At 65.3% G+C, this 25526-nt stretch carries 21 protein-coding genes and 2 tRNA genes; 6 read left to right on the forward strand and 17 right to left on the reverse strand.

Translation table 11 applies throughout. From position 1 onward, the window contains the following. The first annotated feature begins 505 nt into the window (after window positions 1-505). From pcnB to QC821_RS00105, 5 genes are all read left to right on the forward strand, one after another. A complete protein-coding gene (gene pcnB / locus QC821_RS00085) occupies window positions 506-1912 on the forward strand; it encodes a polynucleotide adenylyltransferase PcnB (RefSeq protein WP_309715272.1) in 1407 nt (468 codons plus the stop codon). After that, window positions 1905-2402, forward strand: coding sequence for a 2-amino-4-hydroxy-6-hydroxymethyldihydropteridine diphosphokinase (gene folK, locus QC821_RS00090; RefSeq protein ID WP_309715275.1), 498 nt, complete (start codon window positions 1905-1907; stop codon window positions 2400-2402). Before pcnB ends, folK begins: the two co-directional genes overlap by 8 nt. Window positions 2403-2522: 120 nt before the next feature. Continuing rightward, entirely contained in the window at window positions 2523-3314 is a 792-nt protein-coding gene (gene panB / locus QC821_RS00095; protein WP_309715278.1) for a 3-methyl-2-oxobutanoate hydroxymethyltransferase, read from the forward strand. After that, window positions 3314-4162 carry a pantoate--beta-alanine ligase gene (gene panC / locus QC821_RS00100; RefSeq protein WP_309715281.1) on the forward strand — a complete coding sequence of 283 codons (849 nt, stop codon included), beginning with the start codon at window positions 3314-3316 and terminating at the stop codon, window positions 4160-4162. The genes panB and panC overlap by 1 nt, the downstream gene beginning before the upstream one ends. Window positions 4163-4313: 151 nt before the next feature. Then, window positions 4314-5492: an acetyl-CoA C-acetyltransferase gene (locus QC821_RS00105; protein ID WP_309715284.1), complete on the forward strand. Its 1179-nt coding sequence runs from the start codon at window positions 4314-4316 to the stop codon at window positions 5490-5492. Window positions 5493-5719: 227 nt separating this feature from the next. On the opposite strand, the gene pnp is transcribed toward QC821_RS00105, so the two are convergent. From pnp to rlmE, 15 genes are all read right to left on the reverse strand, one after another. Beyond that, window positions 5720-7852: a polyribonucleotide nucleotidyltransferase gene (gene pnp, locus QC821_RS00110; RefSeq protein ID WP_309715287.1), complete on the reverse strand. Its 2133-nt coding sequence runs from the start codon at window positions 7850-7852 to the stop codon at window positions 5720-5722. 208 nt (window positions 7853-8060) lie between these two features. Further along, window positions 8061-8330, reverse strand: coding sequence for a 30S ribosomal protein S15 (rpsO, locus tag QC821_RS00115; RefSeq protein ID WP_095620770.1), 270 nt, complete (start codon window positions 8328-8330; stop codon window positions 8061-8063). Between the two features lie 108 nt (window positions 8331-8438). Next, window positions 8439-9377, reverse strand: a complete 939-nt coding sequence (gene truB, locus QC821_RS00120) for a tRNA pseudouridine(55) synthase TruB (protein WP_309715293.1) — start codon at window positions 9375-9377, stop codon at window positions 8439-8441. Continuing rightward, entirely contained in the window at window positions 9377-9769 is a 393-nt protein-coding gene (gene rbfA / locus QC821_RS00125; RefSeq protein WP_095620768.1) for a 30S ribosome-binding factor RbfA, read from the reverse strand. The genes truB and rbfA overlap by 1 nt, the downstream gene beginning before the upstream one ends. Before the next feature lie 17 nt (window positions 9770-9786). Beyond that, a complete protein-coding gene (gene infB / locus QC821_RS00130) occupies window positions 9787-12324 on the reverse strand; it encodes a translation initiation factor IF-2 (RefSeq protein ID WP_309715298.1) in 2538 nt (845 codons plus the stop codon). Window positions 12325-12351: 27 nt separating this feature from the next. Next, the gene (nusA, locus tag QC821_RS00135) at window positions 12352-13845 is read right to left on the reverse strand and encodes a transcription termination factor NusA (RefSeq protein ID WP_309715301.1); all 1494 of its coding nucleotides are present in this window, start codon (window positions 13843-13845) and stop codon (window positions 12352-12354) included. Window positions 13846-13891: 46 nt separating this feature from the next. Next, window positions 13892-14353: a ribosome maturation factor RimP gene (rimP, locus tag QC821_RS00140; protein WP_095620765.1), complete on the reverse strand. Its 462-nt coding sequence runs from the start codon at window positions 14351-14353 to the stop codon at window positions 13892-13894. Between the two features lie 208 nt (window positions 14354-14561). Continuing rightward, a tRNA-Met gene (locus QC821_RS00145) sits at window positions 14562-14638 on the reverse strand. 134 nt (window positions 14639-14772) lie between these two features. Continuing rightward, window positions 14773-14859: transfer RNA gene (locus tag QC821_RS00150), tRNA-Leu, on the reverse strand. A 30-nt stretch (window positions 14860-14889) separates the two neighbouring features. Next, on the reverse strand, window positions 14890-15249 hold the full coding sequence (secG, locus tag QC821_RS00155) for a preprotein translocase subunit SecG (RefSeq protein ID WP_095620764.1): 360 nt from the start codon (window positions 15247-15249) through the stop codon (window positions 14890-14892). A 4-nt stretch (window positions 15250-15253) separates the two neighbouring features. After that, on the reverse strand, window positions 15254-16003 hold the full coding sequence (gene tpiA, locus QC821_RS00160) for a triose-phosphate isomerase (RefSeq protein ID WP_309715310.1): 750 nt from the start codon (window positions 16001-16003) through the stop codon (window positions 15254-15256). Between the two features lie 84 nt (window positions 16004-16087). Next, entirely contained in the window at window positions 16088-17434 is a 1347-nt protein-coding gene (gene glmM / locus QC821_RS00165; RefSeq protein ID WP_309715313.1) for a phosphoglucosamine mutase, read from the reverse strand. Beyond that, the gene (gene folP, locus QC821_RS00170) at window positions 17431-18288 is read right to left on the reverse strand and encodes a dihydropteroate synthase (RefSeq protein WP_309715315.1); all 858 of its coding nucleotides are present in this window, start codon (window positions 18286-18288) and stop codon (window positions 17431-17433) included. Before folP ends, glmM begins: the two co-directional genes overlap by 4 nt. 152 nt (window positions 18289-18440) lie before the next feature. Then, on the reverse strand, window positions 18441-20432 hold the full coding sequence (gene ftsH / locus QC821_RS00175) for an ATP-dependent zinc metalloprotease FtsH (RefSeq protein WP_309715318.1): 1992 nt from the start codon (window positions 20430-20432) through the stop codon (window positions 18441-18443). 159 nt (window positions 20433-20591) lie between these two features. After that, window positions 20592-21266: a 23S rRNA (uridine(2552)-2'-O)-methyltransferase RlmE gene (gene rlmE / locus QC821_RS00180; RefSeq protein WP_309715321.1), complete on the reverse strand. Its 675-nt coding sequence runs from the start codon at window positions 21264-21266 to the stop codon at window positions 20592-20594. A gap of 112 nt (window positions 21267-21378) precedes the next feature. Here rlmE and yhbY point away from each other — a divergent pair, with 112 nt between their 5' ends. Next, window positions 21379-21705: a ribosome assembly RNA-binding protein YhbY gene (yhbY, locus tag QC821_RS00185; protein ID WP_309715324.1), complete on the forward strand. Its 327-nt coding sequence runs from the start codon at window positions 21379-21381 to the stop codon at window positions 21703-21705. A gap of 114 nt (window positions 21706-21819) precedes the next feature. Here the strand turns inward: yhbY and greA are convergent, their stop codons facing one another. Further along, on the reverse strand, window positions 21820-22296 hold the full coding sequence (greA, locus tag QC821_RS00190; protein ID WP_095620757.1) for a transcription elongation factor GreA: 477 nt from the start codon (window positions 22294-22296) through the stop codon (window positions 21820-21822). After that, on the reverse strand, window positions 22293-25523 hold the full coding sequence (gene carB, locus QC821_RS00195) for a carbamoyl-phosphate synthase large subunit (RefSeq protein ID WP_309715329.1): 3231 nt from the start codon (window positions 25521-25523) through the stop codon (window positions 22293-22295). Before carB ends, greA begins: the two co-directional genes overlap by 4 nt. Window positions 25524-25526: the final 3 nt, after the last annotated feature.

Raw genomic sequence — 25526 nt, forward strand, 5'->3', positions numbered from 1 at the left:
GCTCTACGAGCCCAATAACAACAACACACCGTCGCCGCGACTCGACCACAACAATGACAACAGGGTCGAGAGTCCGGAAGATGAACCAGGACGCGACGCACCGCGCAGACGCAACAACAAGAACAAGCGGCTCACAGGTGCACCTTCGGCAACAACAACAAAACGCCGAAGGAAGGTAGCTTGCTACCGTCGTGGTTGGATTATTGTTTTGAATACGAGACGGTCGCCACCAGGAAGATCGACAACAACAAGAAGCGTTGCTTGCCTGCTGATCCCTTGGCTGACTGTGGTGCGTATTCAAGGCGATGCGCCATCACGAAGAAAAATTATCAGCACGGACCGCTGAACGCATGCTTCGGGGGAGGCCTTACGGTCTCCCCCTTCTGCGTGTGCAACAAGGGTAAACGACACGGCTGGCACCAGCTTCGACGACACGCGATGGTTTCCAAGGTGTCGGTGGTCGGCTACACTGGAGTTTTCGCCCATAGCGAGTCGATATCGCTGCATGTTCAAAGGATTTACCCGCTTTCTCCAACGCCCCGGTGAACGTTTGAAGAGTCTTTTCGGAAGCCAGGACGGCCCCGCTGTCAGCCACGGGCTCCAGATCATTCCCCGCGACCAGCATCCGGTCTCCCGCCGCCAATTCAGCGAAGCGGCGCTCAAGGTGTTGTATCGCCTGCATAATGCTGGCTTCGAGGCCTATCTGGTGGGCGGCTGCATACGCGATTCGCTGCTCGGCCAGACGCCCAAGGATTTCGACGTCGCCACCGACGCCACCCCCGATCAGCTGCGCGACCTGTTCCGCAACTCGCGCATCATCGGGCGGCGCTTTCGTATCGTCCACGTGCGATTCGGGCGCGAGGTGATCGAGGTCACCACCTTCCGCGGGCGCCCCAACGACGACCACGGCACCCACCTATCGCAGCAGTCCGAAGATGGCCTGCTGCTGCGCGACAACGTCTGGGGCGACGTCGAGGAGGACGCGCTGCGCCGCGACTTCACCGTCAATGCGCTCTACTACAATATCGCCGACTTCTCGATTCATGACTGGGCCAACGGAATCCGCGATATCGAATCGCGCACCCTGCGCCTGATCGGCGACCCCGAGACCCGCTACCGCGAAGACCCGGTGCGCATGCTGCGCGCCATCCGCTTCGCCGCCAAGCTCGACTTCGCCATCGCCGAGACCACCGAGGCACCGATTCGCGAGCTGGCCCCGCTGCTGCTACAGATCCCGCCCGCCCGGCTGTTCGATGAAGTCCTCAAGCTGATGCTGGCCGGCCAGGCGCTGGCGACCTTCCGGTTGCTCCGCGAGTACGGCCTGTTCGCCATGCTGTTCCCCGAGGCCGACGAAAGCATCGCCGAGCTGCCCTGGGCCGAGGCGCTGATCGAGCGCGCCCTGGCCAACACCGATGCGCGCATTCAGGAGGGCCGCCCGGTCACCCCGGCATTCCTGTTCGCCGCCCTGCTGTGGCCCGGCGTCACCCAGCGCATGGCGCGCCTGGCCGACGACGGGATGCCGCCGATCCCGGCGCTGCAGGCAGCGTCCCAGCAGGCGGTATCGCGTCAGCTACAGCATATCTCGATCCCCAAGCGCTTCAGCCTGCCGATGCGCGATATCTGGGACCTGCAGCAGCGGCTGCCCAAGCGCCGCGGCAAGCGCGCCTTCCAGACCCGCGAGCATCCTCGCTTCCGCGCCGCCTATGACTTCCTGCTGCTGCGCGAGGAGGCCGGCGAACTCGAACCCGGCCTCGGCGCCTGGTGGACCGCCTTCCAGGACGCCGACGAGCACGAACAGCGCCGCCTGCTGGGCAAGGTCGATGCCGACCCCGCCGGCACGCCCGGGCCGCGCAAGCGCAAGCCTCGCAAACGGCGGCGGCGCGCCTCGTCGCCCTCCGAGAACGATGGCTGATAACCAGGTTGCCTATATCGGCCTGGGCAGCAACCTCGACGACCCCCTGGCGCAGGTACAGGGCGCCCTCGACGCCCTCGGCCGCCTGCCGCTGACCCGACGAGTGGCAGCGTCGCCATGCTATGCCAGCCGCCCGGTGGGCCCGCAGGACCAACCCGACTTCATCAACGCCGTGGCCGCCGTCGAGACCTGCCTCTCGCCGCTGGCGCTGCTCGACCAGCTACAGGCACTCGAGCAGCGCCACCGACGCCAGCGCCTGCGCCACTGGGGGCCGCGCACCCTCGATCTCGACCTGCTGCTCTATGCCGACGTCTGCCTGGCCACGCCGCGCCTCACGCTGCCGCACCCGCACATGGCCAGCCGCGGCTTCGTGCTGCTACCCTTGAACGATATCGCCCCCGCGCTGAGCCTGCCGGACGGCCGCCAAGTGGCCACGCTGGCCGCCCACCACGCCGGCGATGGCTTGCGTGCGCTGTTACCCCACAGGTAGAGTTGCCGCACTAACGTTACTGTTTCACCCCTGTTTGCACGAACGCCCGGCTCGGCGGTAACAGGTGGCGTAACACCCGAGCCGAACCACGCCAGCACGATAATGACGAGATCGGATACCATGAAAACGATCACCTTGAGCACGCTGCAGGCCTACAAGCGTGCCGGCGAAACGTTCAGCTGCCTGACCGCCTACGATGCCTCCTTCGCCCGCGCCGCCTCCGAGGCCGGCGTCGAGGTGCTGCTGGTGGGCGACTCGCTGGGCATGGTGCTGCAGGGGCATGCCAGCACTCTGCCGGTGACCCTCGACGATATCTGCTATCACACCCGCTGCGCGGCGCGCGGCAAGGGTGCCAGCCTGTTGATGGTCGACTTGCCGTTCATGAGCAACACCGGCCTCGAACGGCTGCTGCAGGACGCCGGTGCGCTGATGCGCGCCGGCGCCGAGATGGTCAAGCTCGAGGGCGAGGCGTGGATGGCCGACGGCATTCGCGAACTGACCCGCCGCGGCGTGCCGGTGTGCGCCCACCTCGGTCTGACCCCGCAGACCGTCTACCAGCTCGGCGGCTACAAGGTACAGGGCCGCGACAGCGAGCGCGCCGAGCAGATCATCGACGACGCACGCACCCTGGTCGCGTCCGGCGCCTCGGTGATCCTGCTCGAGTGCGTGCCGGCAAGCCTGGGTCGCGCGGTGCGCGAGGCGGTCGAGGTGCCGGTGATCGGCATCGGCGCCGGCGTCGACGTCGATGGCCAGATCCTGGTGATGCATGACGTGCTTGGCGTCACCCACGGCCGCACGCCGCGCTTCGTCAAGAACTTCATGGCCGAGGCCGACAATATCCAGGGCGCCTTCCGTCGCTACCACGAGGACGTCAAGGCCCGCCGCTTTCCTGCCGACGAGCACAGTTTCTGATGCACACCCTGTCAGATATCGCCGCCCTGCGTGCGGCACTGGACACGCCGCGCCGCCAGGGCCGTCGCATCGCCCTGGTGCCGACCATGGGCAATCTCCACGCCGGCCACCTGGCGCTGGTCGAGGCGGCGCGACAGCGCGCCGAACTGGTGGTGGCGACGATCTTCGTCAACCCCATGCAGTTTGGGCCCGGAGAAGACCTCGACGCCTACCCGCGCACCCTGGCCGACGACCAGGCCGGGCTGGCCGGAGCCGGCTGCGACCTGCTGTTCACCCCGGATACCACCACGCTCTATCCCCGCGGCCTCGAGACCCATACCCGGATCCGTGTGCCCCAGGTCAGCGAGGGGCTGTGCGGCGGCTCGCGCCCGGGACACTTCGACGGCGTGGCCACCGTGGTCAGCATCCTGTTCAACCTGGTGCAGCCCGATGTGGCCTGCTTCGGCGAGAAGGACTATCAGCAGCTGGCGGTGATTCGCCGCCTGGTCAGTGACCTGCACCTGCCGATCGAGATCGTCGGAGTCCCCATCGTGCGCGCCGACGACGGCCTGGCGCTCTCCTCGCGCAACGGCTATCTAAGCGCCGAGCAGCGCGCCCAGGCGCCGGGCCTCTACCGCACCCTGTGCGAACTGCGCGATGCGCTGCTGGCCGGCGAGCCCCGTGCAGCGGCCATCGATAGCGCCCTGCTGCGCCTCGCCGACCGCGGCTTCACCCCGGACTACCTCGAAGTGCGCGCCCCCGACCTGAGCCCGCTGGGGCCCGATAGCCGCGAGGCGGTGATCCTCGCAGCCGCCCAGCTAGGCCCGGCACGACTGATCGACAACCTGACCTTGAGGCTTCGCGACTAGCCGCAGCAGCCCCGCCACCCGGGGCTGAGGGGCAATGTGCACCTAATAAGGGCATGCCGAATTACCGGTATGCCCTTTTTGGTGATTGTCGCAGCGCACAAGACTCCCCTATGCTGAGAGGGTAAACGCTCACAATTCCAAGGAGTCTCACATGCAAGACGTGGTGATCGTCGCAGCACGCCGCACCGCCGTCGGCACCTTTGGCGGTGCGCTGGCCGGCATTTCCGCCAGCGACCTCGGTGCCCTGGTAATCAAGGACATCCTCGCCCAGACCGGTGTCGCCGGCGACCAGGTCGATGAAGTCCTGCTGGGGCAGGTATTGACCGCCGGCACCGGCCAGAACCCGGCCCGCCAGGCCGCCATCAAGGCTGGCCTTCCCGACGCGGTCCCCGCCATGACCATCAACAAGGTATGCGGTTCCGGCCTCAAGACCTTGCATCTCGCCACCCAGGCGATCCGCTGCGGCGACGCCGAGCTGATCATCGCCGGCGGCCAGGAGAACATGTCGGCCTCGCCGCACCTGCTGCCCAACTCGCGCAACGGCCAGCGCATGGGCGACTGGAAAGCCATCGACTCGATGGTCCACGACGGCCTGTGGGATGCCTTCAACGACTACCACATGGGGATCACCGCCGAGAACCTGGCCGAGAAGTACGGCATCACCCGCGAGCAGATGGACGAATTCGCCGCGGCTTCCCAGCAGAAGGCCGCCGCCGCCATCGATGCCGGCAAGTTCAAGGGCCAGATCGTGCCGGTGGAGATCCCCCAGCGCAAGGGCGACCCGATCGTCTTCGACACCGACGAAGGGCCGCGCGGCGGCACCACCGCCGAGAAACTCGGCGCCATGCGCCCGGCGTTCAAGAAGGATGGCACCATCACCGCCGGTAATGCCTCGTCGATCAACGACGGTGCCGCCATGGTGATGCTGTGCTCCGCCGACAAGGCCAAGCAGCTCGGCCTCGAACCGCTGGCGCGGATCAAGGCCTACAGCAATGCCGGCGTAGACCCCAGCATCATGGGCATCGGCCCGGCACCGGCCACCCGCCGCTGCCTGGAGAAGGCCGGCTGGTCGCTGGATGACCTCGACCTGGTCGAGGCCAACGAGGCCTTCGCCGCCCAGGCGCTATCGGTCAACAAGGAGCTCGGCTGGGATGCCGCCAAGGTCAACGTCAACGGCGGCGCCATCGCCATTGGCCACCCCATCGGCGCCTCCGGCTGCCGCATCCTGGTCACCCTGGTCCACGAGATGATCGCCCGCGATGCCAAGAAGGGCCTGGCCACGCTGTGTATCGGCGGCGGGCAAGGGGTGGCGCTGGCCATCGAGCGCTGAGGAAACACTGATTTATTGCTGCGCTCGATATCCTGACCGCTGGCGGTGCTCGGAATCCTCATGTAGCAGGCTACATTCCGGTTCCTGCGCGCCGGCAGCGATCAGCCTCGCATCGCTCGCGACATGAATCAGCGCTCCCTTTAGTTGCATCAAGTCTAAAAAAACCGCCCCCGCAGCTGAGCTGCGGGGGCGGTTTTGGTTTCATCTCGATCCTTGGCGCTTGCGCCTCAGACTTCGATAGCGGCCGCCTCGGCCTGGAAGGCTGCCTTCTCTTCCTCGGTGATCTCCTTGATCGACAGCTTGACGCGGTTGCGGTTGTCGATGTCGAGCACCTTGACGATCACGTCGTCGCCCTCGTTGAGGAAGTCGCGCACGTCGTTGACTCGCTCCGGGACGATCTGCGAGATGTGCACCAGGCCGTCGGTACCCGGCATGATGTTGACGAAGGCGCCGAAGTCGGCGATGCGCACCACCTTGCCCATGTACAGCTTGCCGATTTCGGCCTCGGCGGTGATCCCCAGCACGATGTCGATGGCTGCCTTGGCGGCCTTCTTGTCCTCGGCGTAGATGCGTACGGTGCCATCGTCGTCGAGGTCGATGGAGGCGCCGGTGTCGTCGCAGATCTTGCGGATGGTGGCGCCGCCCTTGCCGATCACGTCGCGGATCTTGTCCGGATCGATCTTGATGGTGGCCATCGACGGGGCGTTCTCGGAGACTTCGCTACGGCTCTGGCCGATTACCGCGTTCATCTGCTCAAGGATGCTGAGGCGCGCCTCATGGGCCTGCTGCAGCGCCTGCTCCATGATCTCCTCGTTGATGCCCTCGATCTTGATATCCATCTGCAGGGCGGTGACACCCTCGGCGGAGCCGGCCACCTTGAAGTCCATATCGCCAAGGTGATCTTCGTCACCAAGGATATCGGTGAGCACGGCAAACTTGTCGTCGTCCTTGACCAGGCCCATGGCGATCCCCGCCACCGGTGCCTTGAGCGGCACGCCGGCATCCATCAGCGCCAGCGAGGTGCCGCACACCGAGGCCATCGAGCTCGAGCCGTTGGACTCGGTGATCTCGGAGACCACGCGGATGGTGTAGGGGAAGTCGTCCTCGTTGGGCAGCATGGCCTGAACGCCGCGCCGCGCCAGACGGCCGTGACCGATCTCGCGACGCTTGGGACCGCCCATGAAGCCGGTCTCGCCCACGCAGTAGGGAGGGAAGTTGTAGTGCAGCAGGAAGCGGTCCTTACGCTCGCCTTCCAGCGACTCGATCAGCTGTGCGTCGCGCAGGGTGCCCAGGGTGGCGATGACGATCGCCTGGGTCTCGCCGCGGGTGAACAGCGCCGAGCCGTGGGTCTTGGGCAGGTTGCCGACTTCGATGTTCAGCGGCCGCACGGTCTTGCTATCGCGGCCGTCGATGCGCGGCTCACCGCTGGTCACGCGGGCACGCACGACTTTCTTCTCGAGGCTGGCAAAGGCACCCTTGACCTCGTCGGCGTCGAACTTGCCCTCCTCGTCACCGGCCAGCTGTTCGACCGCCTCGGCCTTGGCCGCAGACAGGGCATCCTGACGCTGCATCTTGTCGGTAATGCGGTAAGCGTCGCCGATCTTGGCCTCGAAGCCGGCCTTGACGGCGTCCTTGAGGGCGGTGTTCTCGGCCGGCGGCTGCCAGTCCCACTTGGGCTTGCCGGCTTCCGCCACCAGCTCGTTGATGGCGCCGATCGCCACCTGCATCTCCTGGTGGGCAAACAGCACCGCGCCGAGCATCTCGTCCTCGAGCAGCTCCTTGGCTTCCGACTCGACCATCAGCACGGCCTTGTCGGTGCCCGCGACGACCATGTCCAGCTCGGAGGCGGCGAGCTCTTCCACGGTGGGATTGAGGAAATAGCCCTTGTCGTCGTCGAAGCCTACTCGTGCAGCGGCAATCGGGCCGTTGAACGGCACGCCGGAAATGCACAGCGCCGCCGAGGTGCCGAGCATCGCGGCAATGTCCGGATCGTGGTTACGATCGGTGGACAGCACGGTACACACCACCTGCACTTCGTTCATGAACCCTTTGGGGAACAGCGGGCGAATCGGCCGGTCGATCAGCCGCGAGGTGAGGGTTTCTTTTTCGGTGGGGCGGCCTTCGCGTTTGAAAAAGCCCCCCGGAATCTTGCCTACGGCGTAGGTCTTTTCCTGATAGAACACGCCCAGCGGGAAAAAGGGCTGTGCAGGGTTGGCGTCTTTCTTGGCCACTACGGTGCACAGCACCACGGTATCGTCCATGGTGACCTGTACGGCGCCCGTGGCCTGGCGAGCAACGCGGCCCGTCTCGAGAGTGACGGTGCTGCGCCCGTACTGAAATGTTTTCTTTACCGGATTCACGGTAGCATCCTTCAACTTGTCTGTGTCGTTTAGGTCGTTTTGACTCGCCGACCATTTTAGTGGTTGACGCGCGCCGGAGCCACCGGTTAGCGACATTTCCGCACCGGAAACGTCGCGCTCCCGCCGCTCGACGGCAGGGCGGCCCCACATACGCGAAACGGGCAGCCCGAAGGCTGCCCGTTTCTGTAACGCTTGGCGGTGCGTTCGCTTAGCGACGCAGGCCCAGGCGCTGAATCAGCGACTGATAGCGCTCGAAATCCTTGCGCTTCAGGTAGTCAAGCAGCTTGCGGCGCTGGTTGACCATGCGGATCAGGCCACGACGTGAGTGGTGATCCTGCTTGTTGGTCTTGAAGTGATCCTGCAGGCCATCGATGTTGGCGCTCAGCAGGGCCACCTGAACCTCAGGGGAACCGGTGTCGTTGTCGCCACGGCCGAACTCGTTGACGATCTCGGCCTTCTTTTCAGCGGTCAGTGCCATCTGTCTCTCCAGTAAGCAATATGCCTAAGTGATGAATGTCGAAGACCACGCATATTTGCAGTCTCCACGCCTGCCTGGCGCTGCCTCGGGCAACGCCTGGCGGGTTGCTTACGCGCGGCCGTCGCTGATGACGGCAGCCGCGGTATTCAACAGACGCCGGGGGGCGATTTCCCCCGCCGTCTTGACCGTGCCGAGGCCCAGAAAGGTCTCGTCACGGTAGAGTCTTGTCAGGCTGCCGGCCTCGAGTGCCAGCCGCTCGCGGTGGATCGGCTGGCCGTGCAGCAGACGCCCGGCCTGTTCGGCGTCGACGTCCAGCGCCGGCAGGTGCTCCACCAGCACGTCCACCGGCATCAGCTGCGCCTCGCGGGCAGCCTGGTCCTGCAGCGCTTCCAGTGCCGCCAGGTCGAGCATCGCGTCGCCGCTGAACGGGCCGGTCTTGAGCCGCCGCAGCGCGGTGATATGCGCTCCGCAGCCCAGCGTGCGGCCGATGTCCTCGGCCAGGGTACGAATATAGGTACCCTTGCTGACCCGCACCTCGAGCTCGAAGCCCTCGGCATCGTGCGCCAGGAGGCGCGCATCATACACCGTCACGCGGCGCACTGCACGCGCCACCGTCTTGCCCTCACGGGCCAGTTCGTAGAGCTTGCGGCCCTGATGCTTGAGCGCCGAATACATAGGCGGCGTCTGCTCGATCTCGCCGCGAAAGCCCTCGAGCACCCGCTCGATGTCGTCGGCCGTGAGCACAGGTACCGCACAGCGCTCGACCACCTCACCCTCAGCGTCGCCGCTGTCGGTCACCTCGCCGAGCTTGACCCGGGTACGGTAGACCTTGTCGGCATCGAGCAGATGCGAGGAGAACTTGGTGGCCTCGCCGAAGCAGATCGGCAGCAGGCCGGTGGCCATCGGGTCCAGGGTACCGGTATGGCCGGCCTTCTGGGCCTGAAACAGGCGCCGGACGCGCTGCAGGATCTGGTTGCTCGAGGCGCCCTGGGGCTTGTCGAACAGCAGCACCCCATCCACCGGCAGGCCGCGACGGCGTCGCGCCATCAGCGCTGGCCCTCGTCATCGTCGCCATCCCGCGAGCGGTCGCTGGCGACCGCCTCGTCGATCAGCGACGACAGTCGCTGGCCGCGCACCACGCTCTCATCGTAGTGAAAGCGCAACTCCGGCACGTGGCGCAGCTTGATACGACGTGCGATCTGGCTGCGCAGGAACCCCGCGGCGCGCTTGAGCACCTTGAGGTTCTCCTTGACCCGCTCGGCGTCGTTATCGCCGAGCAGCGTGATATAGACGTCGGCGTAGCCGAGGTCGCGGCTGACCGTGACCCCGCTGACGGTGACCATCCCCAGGCGCGGGTCCTTGACCTCGCGCTGGATGAGTACCGCCAGCTCCTGCTGCAGCTGGTCAGCAACCCGATCGGTACGCTTGAACTCGCTCATGCTGACTCCTGGCGCCGTTACAGGGTGCGCTCGACCTTGACCTGATCGAAGACCTCGATCTTGTCGCCGGTCTGGACGTCATTGTAGTTCTTGACGCCGATACCGCACTCCATGCCCTGGCGAACTTCGTTGACGTCATCCTTGAAGCGGCGCAGCGATTCGAGCTCGCCCTCGTAGATGACCACGTTGTCGCGCAGCACGCGGATCTTCTTGTTGCGGTGCACGTTGCCCTCGACCACCATGCAGCCGGCCACGGCGCCGATCTTGGGGGCGCGGAAGACGTCGCGAACTTCGGCAATACCGACGATCTCTTCCTTCCACTCCGGCGCCAGCATGCCACTCATGGCCTGCTTGACCTCGTCGATCAGCTGGTAGATGACGCTGTAGTAGCGCAGATCCAGGCCTTCACGCTCGATGATCTCGCGGGCCGAGGCGTCGGCACGCACGTTGAAGCCGACCACGATGGCGTCACTGGCCAGGGCCAGGTTGGCGTCGGTGCCGGTGATACCGCCGACACCGGAGGAGACCACGGCCACCTGCACTTCGTCGGTGGAGAGCTCTTCCAGGGCGCCCTTGATGGCTTCCAGCGAGCCCTGCACATCGGCCTTGAGCACGATGTTGACCTTGGCCGCCTCGTCCTGGCCCATCTGGCTGAACATGTTCTCCAGCTTGGCCTTCTGCTGGCGCGCCAGACGCACCTCGCGGTACTTGCCCTGACGGAAGTTGGCGACCTCGCGGGCCTTCTTCTCGTCGGCCAGGACCATGAAGTCATCACCGGCATCCGGGGTACCGTCGAGGCCCTGGATCTCCACCGGCATGGCCGGGCCAACGCTGTCGACCTGCTTGCCGAGCTCGTTGGTCAGCGCACGCACGCGGCCGTAGTGCAGGCCGGCCAGCACGATATCGCCCTTCTTCAGGGTACCGTTCTGGACCAGCACCGTGGCCACCGGGCCGCGGCCCTTGTCGAGACGTGACTCGACCACCACACCCTTGCCGGGTGCCTCGGGTACCGCCTTGAGCTCGAGCACTTCGGAGACCAGCAGTACCGCCTCGAGCAGCGCATCGATGCCTTCGCCGGTCTTGGCCGAGACGTGGACGAACTGAGTGTCGCCCCCCCACTCCTCGGAAATCACCCCGTGCTGAGAGAGCTCGTTGCGAATCCGGTCGAAGTCGGCGCCTTCCTTGTCGATCTTGTTGACCGCTACCACGATCGGCACTTCTGCCGCCTTGGAGTGCTCGATCGCCTCGACCGTCTGGGGCATCACGCCGTCATCGGCGGCCACCACCAGGATGACCACGTCGGTGGCCTTGGCCCCGCGGGCACGCATGGCGGTAAACGCCGCGTGGCCCGGAGTATCGAGGAAGGTCACGCCGCCGTGCTTGTCTTCGACATGATAGGCGCCGATGTGCTGGGTGATGCCGCCAGCTTCGCCAGTGGCAACCTTGGCCTTGCGGATATGGTCGAGCAGCGAGGTCTTGCCGTGGTCGACGTGACCCATCACGGTCACTACCGGGGCACGGGTGATCTCTTCGCCCTCGTAGGAGATGCCCTCGAGGACTTCGGTCTCCAGCGCATCGTCCTTGACCAGCTTGGGCGTGTGGCCCATCTCCTCGACGACGATCGCCGCGGTGTCCTGGTCGATGGTCTGGTTGATGGTCACCGCGGCACCCATGGTGAACATCGCCTTGATCACTTCGTTGGCCTTGATCGACATCTTGTCGGCCAGGTCGGCAACGCTGATCGACTCGGGGATCGACACCTCGCGCACGATCGGCTGGGTCGGCTTCTGGAAGCCGTGCTTGCCGCCGCCGCTGTCGCGACCACCGCGCCGCGTACCACGCCGCTCGGCGCGCTTGACCTTCTTGGCGCCAGCGCCGCGACGGCGCTCTTCGCGATCACCGCGGTCGTCATCGTCGCGCCCACCACGGCCACTCTTCTTGGCCGCGGCTTTCTTGGGCACGCGGCGCTGCTCGCGGCCCTCCTTGGGCGGTGCCGGCGGCTGTTCGGCGTCGCCGGCGGCGGCGCTGAGGTCGGGGACCGGGACCGCCGGCTCGCTGACCGGTTCAGCCGCCTTGGCCTGCTCGGCCGTCTTGGCCTGTTCAGCTGCAGTGGCTTGCTCGGCGTCGGCAACGGCCTGACGCGCCTGCTCGGCCTCGGCGGCCTTGGCCTGCTCTTCGGCCTGCTGACGCGAGTCGGCCATGTCGCCGACCAGCTGGCGCGGACCGCTTTCCTCGGCCTTGGGCTCTTCCGCCGCCGGCTCCTCGCGCTTGACGTAGGTGCGCTTCTTGCGCACCTGCACCTCGATGGTCTTGCCGCGCTCGCCGCTTCTGATACGGCTCTTGGTCTGCCGCGTCAGGGTGATGCGATTGCGCGCCCCGGCGCTGCTGCCGCCGTGGCTCTTGGTCAGGTAGTCGAGCAGGCGCTGCTTATCCTCTTCGGACACGGCGTCGCCCTCGGACTTGTGCGGCAGCCCGGCTTCTTTCATCTGTTCCAGCAGGCGAGGCACGTCGCGCCCCACCTTGACTGCGAAATCTTTAACGGTCATTTCTGACATTACGACCCTCCTGAGCCCGTGACCTGATTACTGTTCGCTCTCGAACCAAGGCGCACGGGCAGTCATTATCAGTGCCGCGGCGCGCTCCTCGTCCACACCCTCGATGTCCTTGAGATCATCGACGGACTGCTCGGCAAGGTCCTCCATCGTGACGATCCCCCGGCTGGCCAGAATAAAGGCCAGATGACGCTCCATGCCGTCCATCTCGAGAAGGTCCTCGGCCGGCTGGGCGCCGTCGAGCTCCTCTTCGGAGGCAATGGCCAGGTTCAACAGCTCGTCCTTGGCGCGTGCGCGCAGCTCTTCGACGAGATCCTCGTCGAACTCCTCGATCTCGAGCATTTCCTCGAGCGGCACATAGGCGATCTCCTCCAGCGAGGTGAAGCCCTCCTCGACCAGGATGCGTGCCAGCTCGTCGTCGATTTCGAGGTGGTTGATAAAGTGCTCGACCAGGCTGTCGATCTCCTGTTCGCGCTTGCCCTCGGCTTCTTCTTCGGTCATCACATTGAGCCGCCAGCCGGTCAGCTCGGACGCCAGGCGCACGTTCTGACCGCTGCGACCGATGGCCTGAGCGAGGTTGTCTTCGGCCACCGCGACATCCATCGCGTGGCTGTCCTCGTCGACCAGAATCGAGCCAACGTCGGCCGGGGCCATGGCGTTGATCACCAGTTGCGCGGGGTTGTCATCCCACAAGATGATATCGACCCGCTCGTTCTGCAGTTCGGTAGACACGGCCTGCACCCGCGAGCCGCGCATGCCGACACAGGCGCCGACCGGATCGATGCGGCGGTCGTTGGTCTTGACCGCGATCTTGGCCCGCGAGCCCGGATCGCGCGCCGCACCCTTGATCTCGATGAGCTGCTCGGCGATTTCCGGCACCTCGATCTTGAACAGTTCGATGATCAGCTCAGGGCAGGTACGCGACAGGATCAGCTGCGAACCGCGCGCTTCGGCGTCGACCTTGACCAGCAGGGCGCGCACCCGCTCGTTCATGCGGTAGCGCTCGCCGGGAATCATCTCGCCGCGCGGCAGAAACGCCTCGGCGTTGTCGCCCAGGTCGATGATCAGACCGTCGCGGGTGGTCTTCTTGACGATGCCGGCAACCAGCTCGCCCTCACGGTCCGTGTACTGGCGAACCACCTCGGCGCGCTCGGCCTCGCGCACCTTCTGCACGATGACCTGCTTGGCGGTCTGTGCCGCGATGCGCCCGAAGACGGCGTTGTCGATCTTCTCCTCGACCACGTCGCCAAGCGCCAGCGGCGGATCGCGCTGCTCGGCGATGCTCTGCTTGATCTCATGATCCGGGGTCTCGAACTCGTCGTCCTCGACCACGGTCCAGAAGCGGTAAGTATCGTAGTCACCGGTGGCGCGGTCGATCTTGACCCGCACCGTGGCCTCCTCCTGCTCGAAGCGCTTGCGCGACGCGCTGGCCAGGGCCGCTTCCACGGCCTCGAAAATCACATCACGGGGCACGCCCTTTTCGTTCGAGATCGCATCTACGACCGTCAGAATCTCTTTGCTCATGCCTTTGCCTCGCCAGAAAACCTGTCCTTATTCATCGCCACCGGCCTCACTCCTCGAACTGCGGCACGACGCGTGCCTGATCGATGCCGTCGATGGGAAAGCAGTACTCTTCACCGTCGAGCTGTAGCAGCACGTCATCGCCTTCGATGCCGGCCAGCAAGCCCTGATACTTGCGACGTCCCTCGTAGGGGGCGCGTAGCTTGAGTGCCACGACGTGTCCGGCGTAGCGCTCGAAATGATCGAGGGAGAACAGCGGCCGATCCATGCCGGGAGAAGACACTTCGAGACGATATTCCCCGGCGATCGGATCCTCGACGTCGAACACGGCGCTAACCTGCCGGCTGATGTCTGCACAGTTCTCGACCGTCACCCCCTCGGGGCCATCGATATAGATCACCAGCCGGGAGTGCTTGCCCTGAGAAAGATAGTCTATCCCCCACAGCTCGAAACCCATGGAGGTCACCACCGGCTCGATTAGCGCGTGTAGCGCGGCGTCCTTGATTGCCACAGACGAAGACTCCTACAGCCGTTGCGTCAGGCACCTGGCCAGGAGATGAAGAGACAGCTAGGTGGCTGATTGGCGTGCTATCAGCACGGGCTGTTAACGAATGAACGGTCAACAGATGAGCTGCTAACAAAAAGCCCCTTCACTGGAAGGGGCCTTTTACAAGAAACCTTTCTTACCAACTCGGCCCCTGATTGCATCAGATCCAAGATGGTAGCGGGGACCGGATTTGAACCGATGACCTTCGGGTTATGAGCCCGACGAGCTACCAGACTGCTCCACCCCGCATCACAGGTCGGCGAGTATAGCTAGCGGGCTATCCAGCGTCAAGGAAGCTCATTGAGCAAACCACCCTGGGCCGGCCGCTATCGCCGATGCCACTCTTGCTACTGAAACCCGCGCCTGGCGCGTACTTCAGGTTTTGGTGCCGAAGGCGGGACTTGAACCCGCACGACCGTAAGGTCACTACCCCCTCAAGATAGCGTGTCTACCAATTCCACCACTTCGGCAACAGGGGAGTACTGAATCGACAGCGCCAGTTAGTCGCTGCTTTCCTCGAGCACTGGCGCGGTATTATCCATATCCGCGGCCTCATCGTCAAGGGTTGGTACGCCCTGCTGCTGCTCAATTAGCCGCGAATCGGGAATCCCCGCTTCCGGCGCCTGGCTGGCCTGGGTGGCAAAGTAGGCCAGCGCCATCGAGGTCACGAAAAACGAAGCGGCAAGCAGCGCGGTGAACTTGGCGAGAAAGCTTCCAGAGCCGCGCGAACCGAACACCGTCTGAGAGGCACCGCCGCCGAAGGCGGCGCCGGCTTCGGCGCCCTTGCCCTGCTGCAGCAGGATAAGCGCAACCAGGGTGATGGCGATCACCACGTGAATCATGAGAATGGCTACTTGCATGGGTTCAACCTGCTGACTGACAAATGGCTAGAAAATCGTCGACCTTGAGCGAAGCACCGCCCACCAGGCCGCCGTCGATGTCCGGCTGAGCCAATAGCTCAGCCGCGTTACTGGCATTCATGCTGCCGCCGTAGAGCAGCGGCAGGCGCGCGGCGAGGTCGCGGTCATAGCCTGCCTGATAGGCGCGGATCGCGGCCATCACGTCCTGCGCCTGCTGCGGCGTTGCGGTGCGCCCGGTACCGATCGCCCAGACCGGCTCATAGGCGATCACCAGCCGCGTCCGCTGGGCCGGCTCTAACCGCGCCATGGCATGCCCGACCTGGCGCAGCACCACTTCCTCGGTGCGCCCGGCATCGCGCTCTTCGAGGGTTTCGCCGACGCACAGAATGGGCCGGATATCGGCGCTCAGCGCGGCGATCAGACGGTCGTAGACGTCGTCGTCACTCTCGCGGTAGAGCTGGCGACGCTCGGAGTGGCCGACCAGCGCATAGCCGACGCCGAACTCCTTGAGCATGGCACCGCTGACCTCACCGGTGCGCGCACCGCTATGCAGCGGATTGAGGGTCTGCGCGCCGAGCCCCAGCGGCGTTGAGGCGAAGGCCCGCCGTGCCGCCTCGAGGTAGGGGAACGGCGGATGAATCACCACCTCGACGCCACTCGGCAAGCGCGCCTCGGAAAAGGCACGGCCGAAGGCCTCGACCAGCTCGGTGGAGCCGTTCATCTTCCAGTTGCCGGCAATCAGCGGCGCACGCATCAGCTGTCCTCCCTCAAGATGGAGCGAAATGGTATAGGAGCGGCCCTAGCATGACAACCGCGGCTTGACAACCCGAGCCGTGATTCAGGCCAGCAGACCCTCGACGTCGCCGGCCAGCCGGCGCGCCAGTCCCTCTACGTCGAGATGCGGGCGCCCCTCGACCATCACCCGAATCAGCGGCTCGGTGCCAGACGGCCGCAGCAGCACCCGGCCCTGGTCGCCCAGCTCCTCCTCGACCGCAACTACTGCCGCCTGCAGCGCCGGCTTCTCCATCACTGCCTTGGCATTGGTGCCCTGGGTCAGGCGCACGTTGATCAGCGCCTGGGGCGCCTTTTCCAGCCCGGTGAGCAGGCGCGCCAACGGCACGCCCTCGCGGATCATGATCGCCACCACCTGCAGCGCCGAGACGATGCCGTCGCCGGTGGTCTGCACGTGGCCGCAGACGATATGCCCGGAGGACTCGCCGCCCAGCTGCCAGCCGTTGGCGTTGAGCTTCTCGATCACGTAGCGGTCGCCGACCTTGGCGCGCTCGAAGGGCACCCCCATCGTCTCCAGCGCCGCGGCCAACCCGAAATTGGACATCAGCGTGCCGACCACGCCGCCGCCCAGCTCGCCGCGGCTGTGGCGATCGCGGGCGATCAGATAGAGGATGTCGTCGCCGTCGATCTCGCGGCCGTCGGCATCGACCAGCAGTACCCGGTCACCGTCGCCATCGAAGGCGATGCCCAGATCGGCGCCCTGCTGGATCACCGCCGCACGCAGCGCCGCCGGATAGGTCGAGCCAACCTCCTGGTTGATATTCAGGCCGTCGGGGTTGGCACCGATCAGGCTGACCTCGGCACCCAGCTCGCGGAACACGCTGGGTGCGATGTGATAGGTGGCACCGTGGGCGCAGTCGAGGACGATCTTCAGGCCATGCAGGCTGAGCCGGTCGGGAATGGTCGACTTGCAGAACTCGATGTAGCGCCCCGGCGCATCGTTGATGCGCACCGCCTTGCCAAGCTCGGCGGCATCCACCGTGGTCAGCGGCTCCTCGAGCATCGCCTCGATGCGCGACTCCACCGCGTCCGGCAGCTTGGTGCCCTCGGCGGAGAAGAACTTGATGCCGTTATCGGCGAAGGCATTGTGCGAGGCCGAAATGACGATCCCGGCGTCGGCGCGGAAGGTACGGGTCAGGTAGGCGATGCCCGGCGTCGGCATCGGCCCCAGCAGCGAGACGTCCACCCCCGCCGCCGAGAGCCCGGCCTCCAGGGCCGACTCGAACATATAGCCCGAGATGCGGGTGTCCTTGCCGATCAACACCTTGGCGTTGCCCTGCTCGGTCAGCACCCGCCCCATCGCCCAGCCAAGCTTGAGCATGAAGTCGGCGGTGATGGGGTACTCCCCCACCGTGCCGCGAATCCCGTCGGTTCCGAAATAGCGTTTGCTCATGGTTCCAAGCCTTCCTGTAGCACAGCCCATGTCATGTTGACGGCGTCCACGCTGGGCCCCACATCGTGAACGCGCAGTATGCGCGCGCCGCGCTCGACGGCCAGTGCGGCCAGCGCCAGCCCGCCGGGCAGGCGCTCCTCCACCGGCCGTTCGAGCACCTTGCCGATCATGCTCTTGCGCGACATGCCCACCAGCAGCGGCAGCCCCAGCGTCTCGAGGTGCTGCATACGCCGCAGCAGGCGCAGGTTATGTTCGACGGTCTTGCCGAACCCGAAGCCCGGGTCGAGGATCAGCCGCTCGCGCTTGAGCCCGGCCGCCTCGCAGGCGTCGATGCGCTCGGCGAGAAACTGCGCCACCGCCTCTTCTATTGGCTCAGCATAGTGCGGGGCGCGCTGCATGTCGCTGGGCTCGCCCAGCAGGTGCATGACGCAGACCGGTAAACCGCTGCGTGCCGCCGCCTGCAGCGCGCCCTCCTGGCGCAGCGCGCGCACGTCGTTGAGCATGCCGGCGCCGAGCGCTGCGGTCTCGCGCATCACCACGGGACTGCTGGTGTCTACCGAGATCAGCGCATCGAGTTCGCGCACCAGCCGTTCGACCACCGGCGCCACGCGATCCAGCTCCTGCTGGGCGGGGATCGAGCGTGAACCGGGGCGCGTCGACTCGCCGCCGACATCGATGATCGCTGCGCCCTCGGCGAGCATGCGCTCGGCGTGGCGCAGCGCATCGTCGACGACGATATGGCGGCCGCCGTCGGAAAACGAGTCCGGGGTGACGTTGAGAATCCCCATCACACGGGGATAGGAGAGGTCGAGACGGTGCCGCCCGCAGTGCAGTACAGCGCTGCTATCGCTCATGAAGTGGTCCTGATGCTGTTCGTGGCTCGCGCGGCCAGGCAAAGGCGTTCACTCTAATCAGCCCCTCGGCAAGGCGCAAGCCGCGCTGTGGCGGGTCGCCTCACAACGCAACGAGGCGCCTTGCGGCGCCTCGCTACATGGCTGGCGGATCCTCAGTGGCCGGCCGGACCGCCCAGCGGGTCGGAGGGGCGACGCCGCGGCTCGTCGTCGTCCTCTTCGTCGCCGTCGTCGAGATCATCGACCGGCGCTTCGGGACTGGCCTCGGCCGCCGGCGCTTCTGCGCCGGGCGCACCGCCGCTGGGATTGCTGGGATCTTCCCAACCTTCCGGCGGCTTCGGCGGGCGCCCTTCCATGATGTCCTTGAGCTGGGTGGCATCGATGGTCTCATACTGCATCAGCGCCTCGGCCATGGCATCGAGCTTGTCGCGATTCTCCTCGAGAATACGCTTGGCCTCGGCGTAGCAGCCATCGATGATCTTGCGCACTTCCTTGTCGAGCCGCGAAGTGGTCTCGCCGGACTTGAGCTTGCCGCCCTGGCCCGGGCCGCCGAGGAACTGGTGCGACTCGTCCTCGTCGTACATGATCGGGCCCATCTCGTCGGAGAGCCCCCACTTGGCGACCATGTTGTGGGCCAGTTCGGTGGCGCGCTTGATGTCGTTCGAGGCACCCGTGGTAACGCCGTTGGGGCCAAGCGTCATCTCTTCGGCAATACGACCGCCGAACAGCGAACAGATCTGACTGATGATCTGCTGGCGCGACAGGCTATAGCGGTCCTGCTCGGGCAGGAACATGGTCACGCCCAAAGCACGCCCACGGGGAATGATGGTGACCTTGTAGACAGGGTCGTGCTCCGGCATCACCAGGCCGATGATGGCGTGGCCCGACTCGTGATAGGCGGTGTTGAGCTTCTCCTTGTCGGTCATGACCATCGACTTGCGCTCGGCGCCCATCATGATCTTGTCCTTGGCCAGCTCCAACTCCTCCATGCTGACCAGGCGCTTGTTGCGCCGCGCGGCGAACAGCGCCGCCTCATTGACCAGGTTGGCCAGGTCGGCACCGGAGAAGCCCGGGGTACCGCGGGCAATCAACACCGGCTTGACGTCGTCTGCCAGCGGCACCTTGCGCAGGTGCACACCGAGGATATGCTCGCGACCGCGGATATCGGGCAGGCCGACCACCACCTGGCGGTCGAAGCGGCCGGGACGCATCAGCGCCGGATCGAGCACATCGGGGCGGTTGGTGGCAGCAATCACGATGATGCCCTCGTTGGCCTCGAAGCCATCCATCTCGACCAGCAGCTGGTTGAGGGTCTGCTCGCGCTCGTCGTTGCCGCCGCCCATGCCGGCGCCGCGCGAGCGGCCCACGGCATCGATCTCATCGATGAAGATGATGCACGGCGCCTGCTTCTTGGCCTGCTCGAACATGTCGCGCACCCGCGAGGCGCCCACGCCGACGAACATCTCGACGAAGTCGGAACCGGAGATCGAGAAGAACGGCACCTTGGCCTCACCGGCGATGGACTTGGCGAGCAGCGTCTTACCGGTACCCGGCGGGCCCACCATCAGCACGCCGCGCGGGATGGTGCCGCCCAGGCGCTGGAACTTGGAGGGGTCGCGCAGGAAGTCGACCAGCTCCTCGACCTCTTCCTTGGCCTCGTCGCAACCCGCCACATCGGCAAAGGTGGTCTTGATCTGGTCCTGGGAGAGCAGCTTGGCCTTGGACTTGCCGAAGCTCATCGGCCCACCCTTGCCGCCGGCACCGCCCTGCATCTGGCGCATGAAGAACAGGAAGATGGCGAGGATAATCAGGATCGGGAAGCTGGCAATCAGCAGCCGCGTCCACAGGCTCTGCTCCTGGGGCTCACGACCCACCACGGTAACGTCGTTGGAGAGCAGATCGTTGATCAGCTGCGGGTCTTCTGCCGCCGGGCGGATGGTCTGGAACTGCGAACCGTCGGTGCGCTCACCGCTGATGGTATAGCCATCGATGGTGACGCTACGGATCTGCTGGTTCTGCACCTGCTGGACGAACTGCGAGTAGTTCATCGCCTGGGGTGAGCTGTCGACGCTGAAGTTGTTGAACACCGTCAGCAGCACTGCCGCGATGACCAACCACAGAATCAGGTTTTTCGCCATATCATTCAAGGGAGTACCCTCATTGCTGAAAACGGACTGCCAAGCGGGCATAGGTCTTCGACACTACAGCAGATGCGGGCGTTCAACCACATCCATGCTCGTCGATCGACATTGCCACACTTGTCTGCGGGTGTCTGTCTATCGTGGCGGTAGCCTGACGCTATCCGCTCAACCACGAAATTGCTCCGCCAGCAGGTAAACCTCACGGGAGCGCGCCCGGGAAGCGTCCGGCTTGCGAGTGACCACCTTGCCGAAGCTGCTGCGCAGCGCCTTGAGGTAGTCGTCGAATCCTTCGCCCTGAAAGACCTTGGCCACGAATCGGCCGCCGGGTCTCAGGGTCTGCTGCGCCAGATCCAGCGCCAGTTCGACGAGATACATCGCCTGGGGCTGATCGATGGCGGCCATACCACTCATATTGGGGGCCATGTCGGACATCACAAGGTCTACCGGGCGTCCATCGAGTGCCGCAAGGATCGCCTCGAGCACCGCGTCCTCGGTAAAATCGCCGTGAATGAAGTCGACACCGGCCAGGGCGTCCATCTCGAGAATGTCCGACGCGATCACCACGCCCTCGGGGCCGACCTTTTCCGCGGCGATCTGGCTCCAGCCGCCGGGCGCCGCGCCCAGGTCGATCACCGCCATGCCCGGACGCAGCAAGGCGTCCTTGGCGTCCAGCTCGAGCAGCTTGTAGCTGGCCCGGCTGCGGTAGCCATCCTGCCAGCTGCGCTGCACATACTGATCGTCGAAGTGCTCTTTCAACCAGCCTTTGCTGGTCTTGCTGGCGCCGCGCGCAGCAGCCGCAGCGGGCGAAGAGGACTTGCTGGAGCGGGTAGAGCGGCCCACGGCATCACCTGATTCTGATGTCGGTTCGAAGAGTAGCGGAGGGAGGCTTTCGCACGCGCCGCTTTCGCCGTAACATGGCGGGTTCAGCGCAACTTTGGACCCTCAAGATACCATGAGCTTGTCACAGGCACAAAAGAAAGCATTTCGCAGCATCGGCCACCATCTCAACCCGGTGGTCACGGTGTCCGAGAACGGCATCTCCGAGGGCGTGCTCGCCGAGCTCGAGCGGGCGCTCAACGACCACGAGCTGGTCAAGATCAAGCTGGCCCTGCCGGAGCGCGACGACCGCGCCGCCATGCTCGAGGAGCTGGTGGCCCAGAGCGCTGCCGAGCGCATCCAGACCATCGGCAAGGTCGCCCTGCTCTACCGCCACAACCCCAAGGCCAACCCCAAGCTCTCCAACGTCAAGCGCTTCGAGGGCCACCACGGGCGGCACTGACGCAGAGCAGAGAGGAAAGAAGGAAGGGATAAGAGGGAAGCCCCCCTTTGCCCAACGAACAAGGCCGCCGGAGCAGGCGGCCTCTGTTACATCTTCGCTCTTCTAGCTTCCGACTTACAGATGCTCGACGCTGAGGATCTCGTATTCGACCTCGCCGCCAGGAGTGTTGACCACCACTGCGTCACCCTCCTCCTTGCCGATCAGCGCGCGGGCGATGGGTGAGGTGACCGAGATGCGGCCGGCCTTGATGTCGGCCTCATCTTCACCAACGATGCGGTAGACCACCTCGTCGTCGGTATCCAGATTGAGCAGCGCCACGGTCACGCCGAAGATCACCTTGCCGGTCTTGGGCAGCTTGGTGACGTCAATCACCTGGGCGCTCCCGAGCTTGCCTTCGATCTCCTGAATGCGCCCTTCGATAAAGCCCTGCTGCTCACGAGCGGCATGGTACTCGGCGTTCTCCTTGAGATCGCCGTGCTCACGCGCCTCGGCGATGGCATTGATCACCTTGGGCCGTTCGACGCCCTTGAGCTGATCGAGCTCTTCACGCAGGCGCTGCTCGCCTGCGACGGTCATCGGGACCTTGTTCATTGTGGTGCTCCTGCATGCAGTTCCTGAAGCCGCCGCACGGTAATCTGGTTGCCGTACTCCAATGCCATGCACACGGCCCTGGCACCTGCCAGGGTCGTTGCGTAGGGCACCTTACGGGCGAGAGCGGTGCGGCGGATCACCGAAGAGTCGTTGATGGCCTGACGGCCTTCGGTGGTGTTGACGATATAGGCCACTTCGTCGTTCTTGAGCATATCGACGATATGCGGACGACCTTCGAAGACCTTGTTGACGGCCTCGACGGGGAGCCCGGCGGCCTCGAGGGCAGCAGCGGTGCCGCGAGTCGCGCAAAGAGTAAAGCCCAATCCTAGCAGAGTTTCGGCCACCTCGATAACGTCGGCCTTGTCAGGCTCGCGCACCGAGAGAAACGCCTTGCGCTCGCCGCTCAGCGCCGGGATCGCCTCGCCGGCGCCGAGCTGCGCCTTGTAGAAGGCCTCGGCGAAGGTATCGCCTGAGCCCATCACTTCGCCGGTGGACTTCATCTCCGGCGACAGGATCGGATCGACGCCGGGGAACTTGTTGAACGGGAATACCGCCTCCTTGACGCTGTAGAAGTGCGGCACGATCTCGCGGGTGAAGCCCTGGGCCGCCAGCGTGGTTCCGGCCATGCAGCGCGCCGCCACCTGCGCCAGCGAGGTGCCGATGCACTTGGAGACGAAGGGCACGGTGCGCGAGGCGCGCGGGTTGACCTCGATGACGTAGATCTCGCCATCCTGCCAGGCCAGCTGCACGTTCATCAGCCCCTTGACGCCGAGCTCCACCGCCATGCGCTTGACCTGCTCGCGCATCTCGTCCTGCACCTCGGCGGGCAGCGAGTAAGGCGGCAGCGCACAGGCCGAGTCGCCGGAGTGCACCCCGGCCTGCTCGATGTGCTGCATGATGCCGCCGATCACCACCTCGTGGCCGTCGCTGACCGCGTCGATATCGATCTCGATGGCGGCGTTGAGGAAGTGGTCGAGCAGCACCGGCGAGTCGTTGGAGACCTTGACCGCATGGGTCATGTAGTTCTCCAGCTCCGAGGCGTCGTAGACGATCTCCATGGCGCGGCCGCCGAGCACGTAGCTGGGGCGCACCACCAGCGGGTAGCCGATCGCCTCGGCCTTGGCGAAGGCCTCCTCGAAGCTGCGCGCGGTGGCGTTGGGCGGCTGCTTGAGGCCCAGCTTGTCGATCATCTGCTGGAAGCGCTCGCGGTCCTCGGCGCGGTCGATGGCGTCCGGGGTGGTGCCGATGATCGGCACCCCGGCGGCCTCGAGCTCGCGGGCCAGCTTGAGCGGCGTCTGGCCGCCGAACTGCACGATCACCCCGACCGGCTTCTCCTTGTCGGCGATCTCCAGCACGTCCTCCAGGGTCACCGGCTCGAAGTAGAGGCGGTCGCTGGTGTCGTAGTCGGTGGAGACGGTCTCCGGGTTGCAGTTGACCATGATGGTCTCATAGCCGTCGTCGCGCATGGCGAAGGCGGCGTGGACGCAGCAGTAGTCGAACTCGATGCCCTGGCCGATGCGGTTGGGTCCGCCGCCCAGCACCATGATCTTCTGGCGCTCGGAAACCTCGGCCTCGCACTCCTCCTCGTAGGTGGAGTACATGTAGGCGGTATCCGAGGCGAACTCCGCGGCACAGGTGTCGACGCGCTTGTAGACCGGGCGAATGCCGGCCTTCTGGCGGGTCTTGCGGAACTCCTTCTCGGAGACACCCAGCAGCTTGGCCAGGCGCGCGTCGGAGAAGCCCTTGCGCTTGAGGCCAAACAGCTCGCGGGGCGAGAACTCGGAGAGCGAGCGCTTGGCGACCGCGGCCTCGCTCTTGATCAGGTCCTCGAGCTGGACCAGGAACCAGCGGTCGATGTTGGTCAGCGTGAAGATCTCGTCGACGCTCATGCCGGCGCGCATGGCATCGGCGATGAAGAAGATGCGCTCGGCGCCGGCGGCCTGCAGCTCGCCCTTGATATGCGCCATGGCCTCGGGAGTGAAGTCGGTGACGATGGGGTCGAGGCCGTCGTTGCCGGTTTCCATGCCGCGCAGCGCTTTCTGCAGCGACTCCTGGAAGGTGCGCCCGATGGCCATCACCTCGCCCACCGACTTCATCTGGGTGGTCAGGCGGTCGTTGGCCTGGGGAAACTTCTCGAAGGTGAAGCGCGGAATCTTGGTGACCACGTAGTCGATGGACGGCTCGAACGAGGCCGGGGTGCGCCCGCCGGTGATGTCGTTCTGCAGCTCGTCCAGGCTGTAGCCGATCGCCAGCTTGGCGGCGATCTTGGCGATCGGGAAGCCGGTGGCCTTGGAGGCCAGCGCCGAGGAGCGCGACACCCGCGGGTTCATCTCGATCACCACCATGCGCCCGGTGGTGGGGTCGACGCCGAACTGCACGTTGGAGCCGCCGGTCTCGACGCCGATCTCGCGCAGCACCGCAAGCGATGCGTCGCGCATGATCTGGTACTCCTTGTCGGTCAGCGTCTGGGCCGGGGCCACGGTGATGGAGTCGCCGGTGTGCACGCCCATGGGGTCGAAGTTCTCGATGGCGCAGACGATGATGCAGTTGTCGTGCTTGTCGCGCACGACCTCCATCTCGTACTCCTTCCAGCCCAGCAGCGACTCGTCGATCAGCAGCTCATGGTTGTTGGAGAGCTCGAAGCCGCGGGTACAGATCTCCTCGAACTCCTCCTTGTTGTAGGCCACGCCGCCGCCGGAGCCGCCCATGGTGTAGGAGGGACGAATGATCACCGGGAAACCCAGCGACGCCTGGATGCGCCAAGCCTCGTCCATGCTGTGGGCGACCTCGGCCTTGGGGCACTCGAGGCCGATGCGGCGCATGGCCTGGTCGAACAGGTCGCGGTCTTCGGCCTTGTTGATGGCATCGGCGTTGGCACCGATCATCTCCACGCCGTACTTCTCCAGCACGCCGTGCTTGTCGAGTTCCAGCGCACAGTTGAGCGCGGTCTGGCCGCCCATGGTGGGCAGGATGGCGTCGGGGCGCTCGGCCTCGATGATCTTCTCCACCGCCTGCCAGGTGATCGGCTCGATGTAGGTGGCATCGGCCATGGCCGGATCGGTCATGATGGTGGCGGGGTTGGAGTTAACCAGAATGACCCGATAACCCTCCTCGCGCAGCGCCTTGCAGGCCTGGGCGCCGGAGTAGTCGAATTCGCAGGCCTGGCCGATGACGATGGGGCCTGCGCCAATGATCAGGATGCTGTTGATGTCGGTACGTTTTGGCATGAC

Origin of the sequence: Franzmannia qiaohouensis, assembly GCF_031451695.1 — a bacterium.
Lineage (GTDB): Bacteria > Pseudomonadota > Gammaproteobacteria > Pseudomonadales > Halomonadaceae > Franzmannia > Franzmannia qiaohouensis.